This is a genomic window from Acinetobacter sp. LMB-5 (genome assembly GCF_001541635.1).
GTDB lineage: Bacteria > Pseudomonadota > Gammaproteobacteria > Pseudomonadales > Moraxellaceae > Acinetobacter > Acinetobacter pittii.
Window position 1 is genome coordinate 220,022 of the sequence record NZ_LRDR01000001.1, and the last position, 11,978, is coordinate 231,999.

The 11,978-nt window shown below is 38.9% G+C and carries 12 protein-coding genes; 5 read left to right on the top strand and 7 right to left on the bottom strand.

Going from position 1 to position 11,978, the window contains the following annotated elements; all coding sequences use genetic code 11:
- The first annotated feature begins 18 nt into the window (after positions 1-18).
- Entirely contained in the window at positions 19-567 is a 549-nt protein-coding gene (locus AW165_RS01035; RefSeq protein ID WP_060464735.1) for a tetratricopeptide repeat protein, read from the top strand.
- Between the two features lie 25 nt (positions 568-592).
- Here AW165_RS01035 and AW165_RS01040 read toward each other — a convergent pair whose 3' ends face one another.
- On the bottom strand, positions 593-1,489 hold the full coding sequence (locus AW165_RS01040) for a thiamine phosphate synthase (protein WP_060464736.1): 897 nt from the start codon (positions 1,487-1,489) through the stop codon (positions 593-595).
- A gap of 136 nt (positions 1,490-1,625) precedes the next feature.
- Between AW165_RS01040 and hemP the strand changes: the two genes are divergently transcribed.
- A complete protein-coding gene (gene hemP / locus AW165_RS01045; protein WP_002118129.1) occupies positions 1,626-1,796 on the top strand; it encodes a hemin uptake protein HemP in 171 nt (56 codons plus the stop codon).
- A gap of 72 nt (positions 1,797-1,868) precedes the next feature.
- Here hemP and AW165_RS01050 read toward each other — a convergent pair whose 3' ends face one another.
- The 4 genes from AW165_RS01050 to AW165_RS01065 all read right to left on the bottom strand — a co-directional run bounded on the left by AW165_RS01050 (position 1,869) and on the right by AW165_RS01065 (position 6,174).
- The gene (locus AW165_RS01050; RefSeq protein ID WP_060464737.1) at positions 1,869-3,209 is read right to left on the bottom strand and encodes a sensor histidine kinase; all 1,341 of its coding nucleotides are present in this window, start codon (positions 3,207-3,209) and stop codon (positions 1,869-1,871) included.
- Complete coding sequence (locus tag AW165_RS01055) at positions 3,206-3,868, bottom strand: response regulator transcription factor (protein WP_002118246.1); 663 nt, start codon at positions 3,866-3,868, stop codon at positions 3,206-3,208. The genes AW165_RS01050 and AW165_RS01055 overlap by 4 nt, the downstream gene beginning before the upstream one ends.
- A gap of 108 nt (positions 3,869-3,976) precedes the next feature.
- Positions 3,977-4,336: a NirD/YgiW/YdeI family stress tolerance protein gene (locus AW165_RS01060; protein WP_060464738.1), complete on the bottom strand. Its 360-nt coding sequence runs from the start codon at positions 4,334-4,336 to the stop codon at positions 3,977-3,979.
- Between the two features lie 80 nt (positions 4,337-4,416).
- Positions 4,417-6,174 carry a GspE/PulE family protein gene (locus AW165_RS01065; RefSeq protein WP_060464739.1) on the bottom strand — a complete coding sequence of 586 codons (1,758 nt, stop codon included), beginning with the start codon at positions 6,172-6,174 and terminating at the stop codon, positions 4,417-4,419.
- A gap of 255 nt (positions 6,175-6,429) precedes the next feature.
- Here AW165_RS01065 and AW165_RS01070 point away from each other — a divergent pair, with 255 nt between their 5' ends.
- The gene (locus AW165_RS01070) at positions 6,430-7,701 is read left to right on the top strand and encodes an MgtC/SapB family protein (protein WP_046811632.1); all 1,272 of its coding nucleotides are present in this window, start codon (positions 6,430-6,432) and stop codon (positions 7,699-7,701) included.
- Between the two features lie 8 nt (positions 7,702-7,709).
- Here the strand turns inward: AW165_RS01070 and tsaA are convergent, their stop codons facing one another.
- Entirely contained in the window at positions 7,710-8,441 is a 732-nt protein-coding gene (tsaA, locus tag AW165_RS01075) for a tRNA (N6-threonylcarbamoyladenosine(37)-N6)-methyltransferase TrmO (protein ID WP_060464740.1), read from the bottom strand.
- 101 nt (positions 8,442-8,542) lie between these two features.
- Between tsaA and AW165_RS01080 the strand changes: the two genes are divergently transcribed.
- Positions 8,543-9,322, top strand: a complete 780-nt coding sequence (locus AW165_RS01080; protein ID WP_002118187.1) for a ferredoxin--NADP reductase — start codon at positions 8,543-8,545, stop codon at positions 9,320-9,322.
- Positions 9,323-9,377: 55 nt separating this feature from the next.
- Here the strand turns inward: AW165_RS01080 and AW165_RS01085 are convergent, their stop codons facing one another.
- Entirely contained in the window at positions 9,378-10,247 is an 870-nt protein-coding gene (locus AW165_RS01085) for a PhzF family phenazine biosynthesis protein (RefSeq protein ID WP_005068260.1), read from the bottom strand.
- 229 nt (positions 10,248-10,476) lie between these two features.
- Between AW165_RS01085 and AW165_RS01090 the strand changes: the two genes are divergently transcribed.
- Entirely contained in the window at positions 10,477-11,943 is a 1,467-nt protein-coding gene (locus AW165_RS01090) for a PLP-dependent aminotransferase family protein (protein WP_081410482.1), read from the top strand.
- The last annotated feature ends 35 nt before the right edge of the window (positions 11,944-11,978 follow it).

Genomic DNA, 11,978 nt, shown 5'->3' on the forward strand with positions numbered 1-11,978 from the left:
TTAACAGGAAATTAGGATATGTTGAAGAAAGGTGTTTTTTATATTGGTGCTGTTCTTATGGTCGGCTGTACAACTATGCCCGATCATTCTGACTCCAAAGAGAAAACACCTACTCCTCCAGTCAAAAAGACGGAAACTCCATCAGGTGTAAAAATTACGCCTTATGATCACCCAGAAATTCAACGTAAAAATTTACAGGTGATTGTTCCTCAGCAAAAAAAGCCTCAACATTTTAGTGATGATGGTAGCCAGTTACCTGCATTTAAAGTTTTAATGCAAAAAACACAGCAGGCTTATAAAAATCAACAGTGGTCAGAGGCTGAGCGCTATGCGCTTCAAGCACAGCGTTTAGCGCCACAAGCGGCTGAGACTTATTTATTTCTTGCGCTTACGGCAAATCATAAACAGCAATATTCTAATGCTGAGTCTTTAGCAAGACGTGGTTTGAGTTTTGCCCAAAGTCAGCCAATGAAAAAGCAGCTATGGTTAGTCATCTTAAAAGCTGGGCAACAACGCAACAATCAAAAAACTGTTCAAGAAGCACAACAAGCATTAAAAGCCCTATAGCTTTTAATGCTTTTTTATTTTCTCATTAGAAATTACGAATACCTGCTAAGCCATATGCACCATGCTGCTGTGCAGTGGCTAAATCATCCGGATGCACTCCTCCTAATGCAAAAACCGGAATCTGGCTATTTTGGGCAAGCTCACTAAAACGTTCCCAACCTAATGCTACAGCTTCTGGATGAGTCGTTGTTGGTTTTACAGGACTAATAAAAACAGCATCACAACCAATCTGCTGAGCTTGCTTTAAAGAAACAGCATCATGACAAGCAGCAATATATCGTACGCCCACTGTTAAATCGCCTTTATGCAAATTCATGAGCTGAGATTGTTTTAAATGAACGGTCTTTATTTGTTTTTGTAATTCAGGACTTAATTGATGCCAGATATCTACATTTATAATTAAACTTGATCGTTGCCCTTCATCTAAAGCAATTAATTGCTCTATATACTGCGGCTCAAATTCTTCGATACGCCAGTACAATAAAGCATCACTACTTTCTACCGTTGAAAGCGTATTGCTAATTTTGATGAGATGAGGCCAATAGAGTCGTTTTATGATGTTTTTATTGGCTTTTGGAAAGTTTAGGTGAAGTAGCTGATCACGTGTGTACCCTGCCCATGGCTGGTGAATAAGATTTAATAACTCATCAGGTACATAACTATGGAACAAATGAAGGTTGACGATAATGTCATCATATTCATGGTGAATATAATCAAACTGATGCCAATCTTTTAAACCAATACCCACCTCTTCATAAATCTCACGGCGGCAGGCTTCTTCTGGTGTTTCACCTTGTTCAACCTTTCCACCAGGGAACTCATGCTTTCCACCTTGATGTTGCTGCTCTTCGCGCCATCCAACTAATATTTTTCCACGATGGATCAAGATTGCTATAGCGACATCGACTATTGGTTTGGGCATCTTTTTACTCTCTAAAACTTTTCTCAAGTGTAAGCAAATTTTATCATTTTATAAAATCTTAAAAATCTCATTGACAGATCTATTCGATAATGATTATCATTTAAATCGTTCAAGAACATACCACGGAGCACAACAAATGAACGCACCTTTTAGCTTATTTACCCGTAACAATGACACAGCTCATGCCTTACCAATGTTACATTCTAATAACCTCTTTGCATTAGGCCGTGAAATTCGCATTATGCATGCTGGCGAGGAATATCGTTTACGCCTCACTCGCAACAATCGCCTAATTTTAACCAAATAAAAAACATACTCGCGTTTCAATAATATTCGTGGGAAAACAAAAAATGGATAGCATGGGTAACCATGCTATTTTTTATGAAGGAAGAATAATCTCTGCCCTCAGACCACCTTGTTTAGCATGCATAAAACGTAACTTGCCATTATGCAATTCAATAATTTTTCGAGTAATTGAAATTCCTAACCCAGAACCTTGCTGCTGAGTACCAAGCACCCGAAAAAAACGCTGCCCTAACCGTAATAGCACTTCATCATCTACCCCATTTCCCGTGTCTTCAATAGACACCTTAATTTGCTGTTCATACTGACTAATCTCAACATGAATAGAGCCTAAATTCGGGCTATAACGAATGGCGTTATCAAATAAATTTCTAAAAGCAATAAACAGCAATTCTTCATTCGCATATGTTTTAGTTTCTGTCGATAAAGTATTTGTCTCTATCAACATCTGTTTAGCTTTCGCATCTAAATCTACAGTTTCAATCACTCTTGCCAACAAATAATTTAAATCGATAACTGTCTTAGGCAGATCGGGCTGCTCAGCTTCATTAGGTTCTAAACGGGCCAGAAGAAGTAAATTCTCAAGTATTTTTGTACTTCTAGAAACGTCTTCTTGTATGCGTTCAAAATCTTGATGAAGTTCTGGAAGATGTTGATATTTACGCTGCAAAACCTGAAGACGCATTTGTATGGCAGATAATGGAGAACGTAGCTCATGCGAAGCATCCGCAGTAAAACGCTGTTCAGCAACGAGAGCCCTTTGTAATCTTGCAAGCAATTGATTTAATGCATCTATAACAGGTTGAATTTCTGTAATGACATCCGGCTCTTGAATTGGCTCTAAATTTGATGCAGTTTTTTGAGCAATTCGTCTAGAAAGTAAATTGAGTGCAGCCAATTGATGTTCGGTACGCCAACTTACAATGACCCATTGCAGTAGCCAGAACAACACCATAAGGCCACTATATCCAGCAAGTGCTTTGAGTACCTCTTCAACACGTGTACTCATTGGTTGAAAAACTTCAACTTGTAGTTGAGAGTCTTCTTGTTGTGCAGCCAGACTACGCCATAATTGACCATCAAACCAAAAATACGAAAAACCTTCTGATAAGTTACCTTGCTCAAAAAGTTCATGCTGATAGGTATGAGAATGAGTAAGTACTTGGCCTGTGTTTAATAACTCATACTGAATATCAAATTCATCACTCAGCTCATCAAACTGTTTCATGGAGTGTTCAGAAAGATCTGAAACCAGCAAAGTATCTGAAATTTCATCCATGATTTCGTCTTGCACTGACATGTTGTGATAGATAGAAAATATGGTGAGTAAGCTTAAAGCCAGTAATCCCACCACGATACTACTCCACATCGTAGTTTTAACCAGTTGAGACTGCAAAGATGAGCGATTCGATTTCATTTTAAATCTCCCATACGGTAGCCGAGCCCCCGTATGGTTTTAATACTGCTGCTTCCGATTTTTTTTCGAAGTTGATAAATAAATACTTCGATTGCGTTACTTTCAATTTCCTCGCCCCATGCATAGAGTGCTTCTTCTAATTGATCACGGGTAATAATATGCTCGGGATGCACCATAAGCTTACGTAATATTTGGAATTCTTTTGCCGTTAAATCGATAGACTTGCCAGCGCTTAATACGACTTTCGCTTGTGTATCAAGTTGTAGGTCACCCCATGTTAAAACCGATTGCTGACTCAAAGTTTGTTTGCGTAATTGAGCGCGGATGCGAGCCGATAATTCTTCTAAACTAAAAGGCTTAACCAAATAATCATTTGCGCCTAAATCTAGCCCCTCTACCCGATCATGAATGCTGTCACGTGCAGTGATAAAAATAACAGGAACATTTTTTTGTTTATGGCGGATCGTTGTTAAAACCTTTTCACCAGCCAGTTGAGGCAGCCCTCGATCAAGTAAAATACAGTCATAATCATGCTGTTCGATTGCCGTCAGTGCATAATCACCTCTTTCGACCCAATCTACCTGATAACCGTCTAACTCCAACCATGATTGAATGCTTTCAGCTTGAGAGCGATCATCTTCTGCAAGCAAAATTCTCATCTATTTTTCCTGTTATATCCTGATTTGATCTTGCCAAGCCTTTATAAAAAAAGCAAAGCCGCATGATTTAAATGCGGCTAAAAGTAGTAGATCTACAGACCTTATTCATTAGAACTGAACTTGATCCACATCAATTTCTACGCGTTTTAAAGGTTTATAGTCAATGTCTACTTCACCAATTAAAGTCACATTTGTATTGGCTGAAATAGGGCGACCTTGCCAAAGTTCATCATCTACATCAATTATAATGTTACCTGTCTTATCACGGAATTGATATTTTTCATCACCTAAAGACTTTACAACCTGACCATGTAATTTGATCGGTGTATTATCTTTTGAGGTTAATGCCTGTTTTACTGTGGTGACAGTTGCCGGAGCAATTGCAGCTTGATTCACTGGTGTATTCGCGACAACTACGCCAGCAGCAGTCATACCAGCAGTCATCAACATTACTTTAAGCATATTCATATTATTACCCTCTGTTTATGGTTCCCTCTTGGGATAAAGCAATTAAATCAACCATAAATGAGGTGAATCTTAAGAAAAACTTAATTTAATGGCACAACCCTCAAGACCTCTTCTAATGTCGTAAGTCCTTCAATCACTTTACGGGCTCCTGCAATTCTTAAAGGTTCTATACCTTCTTTTTTAGTTTGAGTTCTTAAATCATTTAATGTCACATGACTACTAATAAGGTGTTTAAGCTCAAGACTGACTGGCATAAACTCGTAAATACCAACTCGCCCTTTATAGCCTGTATGACGACATTCTTCACAGCCTACCGCTTGATAAACCGTTTCAGGCATGTCCATAATGTAGTCAAAGGTTAGATGTTCCCACTCATCCTCATTAATGTGAGTTTTTTTCTTACAGTGTGGACAAAGTTGGCGGACTAAGCGCTGCGCGAGAACACCCAAAATTGTTGCAGCTGTCAGAAATGGTTGTACACCTAGATCATGCAAACGAGTCAAACTAGACGGTGCATCATTGGTATGTAAAGTTGATAAAACCAAATGACCTGTTAATGCTGCCTGAATGGCCATATTCGCTGTATCTTGATCACGAATTTCCCCAATCATAATAATGTCAGGGTCTTGACGCATAAGCGCACGCACACCGTCTGCAAAGCCTAATTCAATTGCATTATTGACCTGCATTTGGTTAAAACTAGGCTCTAGCATTTCAATCGGATCTTCAATGGTACATACATTGACCTGCTCGGTTGCAAGCTGCTTTAAAGATGAATATAGCGTGGTCGTTTTACCAGAGCCTGTGGGTCCCGTGACTAAAATAATACCGTGGCTATTTTTTGTTAATTGCTGCCACTGTTGTAATAAACGCTCTTCAAAACCCAGTTGCTGAAAAGAACGTACCAACACATCGGGATCAAAAATACGCATGACCAGTTTCTCACCAAATGCTGTTGGTAAGGTAGATAAACGGAGTTCGGTTTCTTGTCCTTTAGGTGTCCGTGTTTTTAACCGACCATCTTGTGGCTTACGCTTTTCCGCTACATTTAAACGTCCTAAAATTTTAATCCGAGAAATCACGGCGGTCAGCGTATTTGAAGGCATGTTATAAATGGTGTGCAAAACGCCATCAATCCTAAACCTGACTTTACCGTTATCTTTGCGCGGTTCCATGTGAATGTCACTGGCACTCTGCTCAAATGCAAACTGTAAAATCCAGTCAACTAATTTCACAATATGCTGATCATTAGCATCTGGGTTTTGACTATCGCCAAGCTGCAAAAGTGCTTCAACATTTTTACTGTCACGGTCATGAGCTGCATCTTTTTGAGCAGAGTTTACCGCGCGACTCACCTGATAATATTCGCGCAAATAGCGTTGTAACTGTTCGGGATTAAGCAGTACCCGTTCAATTTTTTTAGGCGCTAGACTACGTTCAAGGTTATTAAGCCAATCTGTTTGAAATGGTTGATCTGTTCCAATCACGATTCGGTCAGCATGAATTTCAACAGCTAAAATATGGTTACGAATGGCAAACTCTTGTGACATAACCTGCGTTAAAGCACTGACATCTGCCTTTAAAGGATCGATCACAAATAGAGGTAGCTGAACCCGATCTGCAAACCATAAACATAAGCGGTTTAAACTCAAATGCGCATGTGTGTGTTGCTGATCTTTTAAATTAAAATGTGCAATCCACTGTAATGGATGCCACTTTAACTGGTCTTTTTGGCGGTGACTTGTCTGTACCAGTAATTTATCTCGTTCTGTTATACGGCCTTCTTGTAATAATTGTTCTAGACACCAATACGTATCTATTTCTACATGTGCATTCATGCGTTATCCCCAATATATTTTTATAATATAGCAGAGATGTTTTATATTTAAATATCCTTTAACATCAGTTAATTAAACTAATTCTCATCTTAATATTTTTTTGTGTCACAGGTCATATTTATAGAAATATTTTCTACATAGTTTTGTCTAAAAAAGACACTATGCTCACTATAATAAAAAGAATAAACTGAATATGAATACATGATTTTAAAATGATTCAAACCTACATATAACAATAAGCAAAGAGGAAGTAATATGGAACTTCCAATGACAATGTCATTACAAACAGCATCATTTGAAGAATTCATTACAGTGATTGCTGCGGCGCTTGGTTGTGGCTTATTAATTGGTTTAGAACGAGAACGAAGTAAGCTTAAACATGAATATAAAACCTTTGCGGGTTTCCGTTCTTTTGCAATTAGTGCTTTATTAGGAGCGGTCTGTTTTTTATTTGGCATTGAAATTGGAATTGTGGGTGCCTTACTCATTGGTGCCATTAGTATTGTTTCCCTCAAAAATCAACCCAATGACCCGGGCGTGACCACCGAACTCGCCTTTATTATGACTTATTTCATTGGGGCACTTTGTATTTGGAATATTTCGCTCGCTGCCGGCCTAGCTGTGATCATCACAACTATCTTAATAGCTAAGCAGTCTATGCATGGCATTGCCAGTCAATGGATTACTGAATCAGAATTACGTGATGGTATTTTTCTACTTGCCTTACTGTTAATTGCTTTGCCTTTAGTTCCAAATAAACCTTTTTGGGGTCCAGTTTTAAATCCACATGTGATTTTAAAATTACTGACTTTAATCTTATTTGTACAAGCCCTTGCCCATATAGCAAAGCGACTTTTGTCATCTAAAAATGCTTTATTGCTTTCTTCTTTAGCTTCCGGATTTGTGTCTAGTACAGCAACTATTGCCAGTTTAGGTTTAGAAGTACGCTCAGGCAAAGCCAACGCAACAACAAATGCAGGTGCTGCATTGATGTCTTGCGTTTCAACACTGATTCAAACCTTAATTATTGTGATCGGCATTAGCTTTGCTTGGTTCAAGCTGATTATATTTCCTACACTTATTGCCTTAGTAGTTTTAGCAGTATGGGCCTTTATTTTATTACGTAAAGCCGAGCCTAGTACAGCTTCACCCGAGCTGGACTCAAGAATGTTCAGCTTAAAAGAAGCCATTATTATTGCGGGTACACTTACCCTTATTCAGGCAGGTGTTTATGGTTTAAGTCTATCTTTAGGCGATGCGGGATTAATCGCGGGGACCTTACTTGCTTCTTTATTTGAAATACATGCAGCTATAGCGGCGGTCATTGTGCAAGGAGAACCTGATAGCGCACATATGACACCTTTGTTAATTGCCTTTTTAGGAGGTTTTGCAGTTCACGCTCTTGCTAAAAGTGTGAACTCTGCAATTTCGGGCGGACTACGCTACGCCCTTGCTTTCGTTCCCGCCCAGCTCATTCATATGGCTATTTTTATTACTTTACTTTGGCTCAACATCCACTGGTTTTAAAATATCTATTATGTAAGCGAAGAAGTCTTCACCACATCAATGACTGTAACTACAAATTGATCGACCTTAAAATGAATATCAAAGTCTGAAAATTTCATTTTATAGATTCTTTCAGGGTCTTGTTGATAGGCAGGCCGAGGATCTAAAGCTAATACTTGCACAAGCTCATTAATGTACTGCGAATCTATTTCTTTATTTTGCAGAAAATATTTTTGCGCTGTTAATGCAGCTTCAGTCCACATGACTGCCTTTCGTTCAGGTTCTGCATGTGCATAACCACTTTGAACCTCCGCAATTGCATCAGAATATTGAATATAGGGTTTGATATCTAAAATTGGGGTGCCATTTAATAAATCACTTCCAGTGACATAAACACGCACAGACTTCCCCACTTTTTCGACTTTATTAAGTTTTACGACTGAAAGCCCGATTGGAGAAGGTCTATACATACTTCGTGTAGCAAATACTCCAATTTTTTCATTACCACCTAAACGTGGCGGACGAACCTGTGGACGGAACTTATCTGCACTGCCTTGATTTTTATTGTCATGAAACTGCCAAACTAACCAGAGATGACTAAATTGCTCAATTCCCTCAAATGCTAACAAGTCATTATATGGTTCTACCATGTCAATATAAGACTCGATATTGACCAAATTAGGCTGGCGTGGAATACCGAATTTTTCACGATAGGGAGAGCACATGTGGCCAATGATAGGGAAGGTGACAGAATTGATCATCACTTTTTCTTATAAACACAATTAAATATATTCAGTTTATCGGGAATGAAATTAGATTAGAATAGCAATCTGTTTTCTTTTAATCGTGATCGAGACCTTTAATGGCTGCTTTTAACGTTGAACGCATTACTCATGTTCACCACTGGAATGACACTCTTTTCAGTTTTAAAACTACACGCGATACCAGCTTACGTTTTAAAAATGGTCAGTTCGTAATGATCGGACTTGAAGTGAATGGCAAACCGTTAATGCGTGCGTATTCGATTGCAAGTGCAAACTACGAAGAAGAGTTAGAATTCTTCTCAATTAAAGTACAAGACGGTCCTTTAACTTCGATTTTGCAAAAAGTACAAGTTGGTGATGAAATCTTAGTTTCTAAAAAACCAACAGGTACTTTGGTTCATGATGACCTTTTACCAGGTAAAAACTTATACCTTTTATCTTCTGGTACTGGTCTTGCTCCATTCTTATCAATTATTCGTGATCCAGAAACTTACGAACGCTTTGAAAAAGTAATCGTTGTTCATGGTACACGCTATATTTCTGAATTAGCTTATCAAGACCTTATCTTAAACGAATTACCAAACCACGAATTCTTTGAAGAGTTAGGTATTAAAGACAAGCTTGTTTACTACCCTACTGTTACTCGTGAACCTTTCCACACTCAAGGCCGTGTAACAACTGCAATTGAAACTGGCGCTTTATTTGAAAAAATCGGTTTACCACGCTTTAACCGTGAAACTGACCGTGCAATGCTTTGCGGTAGCCCTGCATTCTTAAAAGATGTGGCTGCATTACTTGACCAACACGGTTTAGTTGAATCACCTCGTATGGGTGAAATGGGCGACTACGTAATTGAACGTGCGTTCGTAGAAAAATAATTTTTTCTAGACATAAAAAAACCGAGGCAAAGTCCTCGGTTTTTTATGTCTGTTTTTATAACTTAATTGTGCCATCGATACAGGTGACAGCGGTTCCACCCACTAAAATTTTATCTTGATACAATTCAAGTTGAAGTTGTCCGTCTCGACCTACCGCCCCACCTTGTGAAGAAAGTACGACATCATTTTGTGCGGGAAGAATCCCATAATAACGAATAAATGAAGCTACGCTACCATTACCACTACCACAAACAGGATCTTCATTTATTCCACATGAAGGAGCAAATGAACGAACTTCTATGTGTTTTTGTTCATCATTATTTTCATGAAAACCAAAAACTGTCGCACCCGTAACTTTCATTTCTAAATCATGTTCTTTTAAAGCGGCAAAGTCTGGTTGGCTATCTAGAACAGCCTCAGCATTAACAGCTTGCAATACAATCCAGCGCGCCCCTACATCTACCAATGCAGCGTTCCATTGAGTATTAATTTCACATTTTAAAATTTCTGCTAATTTCTCAGTGTGCATTGCATCTAGTGGAGTAATTTTAGGCTTAGGTAGTTCAAATGAAATATGACTTGACTCACTCACGGTCAGAGTCACTAAACCAGCACCGCACTGCTGTACCAGCTTACCTTCTTTCGATTTAATTAGACCCGCCTCAAGCAAAGCATAGGCAGTACCAATTGTAGGATGGCCTGCAAATGGCAACTCACTTTGCGGAGTAAAAATTCGAACCTGATAATCAGCTTGAGAATCGGTCGCAGGGAGCACAAATGTCGTTTCAGAAAGATTGGTCCAGTTCGCAATGGCTTGCATCTGCTCAGACGTTAAGGTGCTGGCGTCCATAATGACCGCAACAGGATTTCCTTTAAATGCTTGTGAAGTAAAAACATCAACTTGTTTAAATGCAACAACAGACATAGACCTCTCCTACTGATTTTGTAATTTAAAATATGGTTTTTAAGTCCTCACCATTTCTTGATCTTACTGATTTATTTTTAATGGTCACAGTATCAGTTAATATGAAAAATAATAGACACAGTTATTAAAACTATATCCCTATTAAATGGATTAATCTAAATGCATAACAATATTTGAGATAAATCAGGGATCGCTATAAAGTGTATCCATTGCTTTGGCTTTTTAATGAATGGATATGTACAAATATAAAAAAGTGAGTGATGACCTCACCCTGCAAATTCAAAATGGCAGGCAGCCTATTGGTTCTCGGTTGCCATCAATTCGAGATTGTGCCCAGCATTATCAGGTCAGTATTAATACCGTAAAAGAAGCTTATCGCCAGCTTGAAGATCAAGGTTTAATTTCAGTTCGCCCACAGTCTGGCTACTATGTTTGTCATGCGCCTTCAAACTTATTAGAACTCGAAGAGCGTTATGTCAGTGAAGAAAAAGTATCTCTTTCAGGAATTAGCTGTTTTCTAGCACAAATTGTTAAAAAGCAGATGGACCCTGACTATGTCAATTTGGCCCTAGCTTGCCCTTCTGGGGACAATTTCTATCCAATTGAACGCTTAAAACGCTTAACTGCTCAGGTGTTGCGCTCTCAATCAGATATTTTTAAAAGCTATACCTTGCCGCCCGGTTCTATACGTTTACGCACTCAAATTGCTAGGCGAAGCTTACAGCTAGGTATGTTTCTTTCAGCAGATGATATTGTGCTGACTCATGGCACGATGGAGGCTTTAAGTCTCGCGATTATGGCAACAACTCAAGCGGGTGACAGCATAGCGCTTGAGATTCCTACATTTCACAACCTCTATCCACTCCTTAATAATTTAGGTCGAAAAATTGTAGAAGTACCTACCTCACCACATACAGGTATGTGTCTGGATGCACTTGAAGAACTCTTAAAATCTCAAAGTGTACAAGCCATTTTAACCATTCCGACAGGACACAATCCTCTCGGTTTTAGCATGCCTGAGAGCAGCCGCCGTCGCTTGGCAGAGTTAGCTAATCAGTTTCAGATTCCTGTTATTGAAGATGCGATGTATGCCGAATTGCAACTCACCGAGCCTCTCTTGCCCAACATCAAAGCGTTTGACCAAAACGGATGGGTTTTGGTATGTGGGAGCTATACCAAGACTGTAGCACCTGATTATCGGATTGGTTGGTTAGAAGCTGGGCGCTTTCGTAATATTGTGCAGCAGCTTAAATTTACAACCACTGTTGCCGAGCCAGCTTTACTCACAGAAACGTTAGGCCTTTTCTTAGAAAATGGTGGTTATGACCTGCATTTACGTCAACTCAAAAAACGCTATCAACAACAAATTGACACCATCAAATCTTATATTTGCCGCTATTTCCCACTCGGTACCCGAGTCAGTCGTCCGCAAGCGGGATTTATTTTATGGTTAGAGCTTCCCGAATCAATTGACACACTAGAACTGTTCCATCAGGCCATGGATGAAAAAATCTTATGTATGCCGGGAATTTTGTGTTCAGCTGATAAACGTTTTAGTCATTGTTTACGTATTGCAGCTTGTTTTGAGTTAAATCCCAAAATGTTAAATGCTTTGATACGCTTAGGAGAGCTAGCAAAAAATATGATGCCCGTACAAAAAGATATTGGTCAAATCCCTACTAATTCAGTAGGTTGAATCCCAAATGCGGAGTTAATAAAATAAAACCATAT

Bases quoted from the DNA above. Each gene is read 5' to 3' on its own strand.
- AW165_RS01035 (WP_060464735.1), top strand. From the start codon at position 19: ATGTTGAAGAAAGGTGTTTTTTATATTGGTGCTGTTCTTATGGTCGGC.
- AW165_RS01040 (WP_060464736.1), bottom strand. From the start codon at position 1,489: ATGCCCAAACCAATAGTCGATGTCGCTATAGCAATCTTGATCCATCGT.
- hemP (WP_002118129.1), top strand. From the start codon at position 1,626: ATGAACGCACCTTTTAGCTTATTTACCCGTAACAATGACACAGCTCAT.
- AW165_RS01050 (WP_060464737.1), bottom strand. From the start codon at position 3,209: ATGAAATCGAATCGCTCATCTTTGCAGTCTCAACTGGTTAAAACTACG.
- AW165_RS01055 (WP_002118246.1), bottom strand. From the start codon at position 3,868: ATGAGAATTTTGCTTGCAGAAGATGATCGCTCTCAAGCTGAAAGCATT.
- AW165_RS01060 (WP_060464738.1), bottom strand. From the start codon at position 4,336: ATGAATATGCTTAAAGTAATGTTGATGACTGCTGGTATGACTGCTGCT.
- AW165_RS01065 (WP_060464739.1), bottom strand. From the start codon at position 6,174: ATGAATGCACATGTAGAAATAGATACGTATTGGTGTCTAGAACAATTA.
- AW165_RS01070 (WP_046811632.1), top strand. From the start codon at position 6,430: ATGGAACTTCCAATGACAATGTCATTACAAACAGCATCATTTGAAGAA.
- tsaA (WP_060464740.1), bottom strand. From the start codon at position 8,441: ATGATCAATTCTGTCACCTTCCCTATCATTGGCCACATGTGCTCTCCC.
- AW165_RS01080 (WP_002118187.1), top strand. From the start codon at position 8,543: ATGGCTGCTTTTAACGTTGAACGCATTACTCATGTTCACCACTGGAAT.
- AW165_RS01085 (WP_005068260.1), bottom strand. From the start codon at position 10,247: ATGTCTGTTGTTGCATTTAAACAAGTTGATGTTTTTACTTCACAAGCA.
- AW165_RS01090 (WP_081410482.1), top strand. From the start codon at position 10,477: ATGGATATGTACAAATATAAAAAAGTGAGTGATGACCTCACCCTGCAA.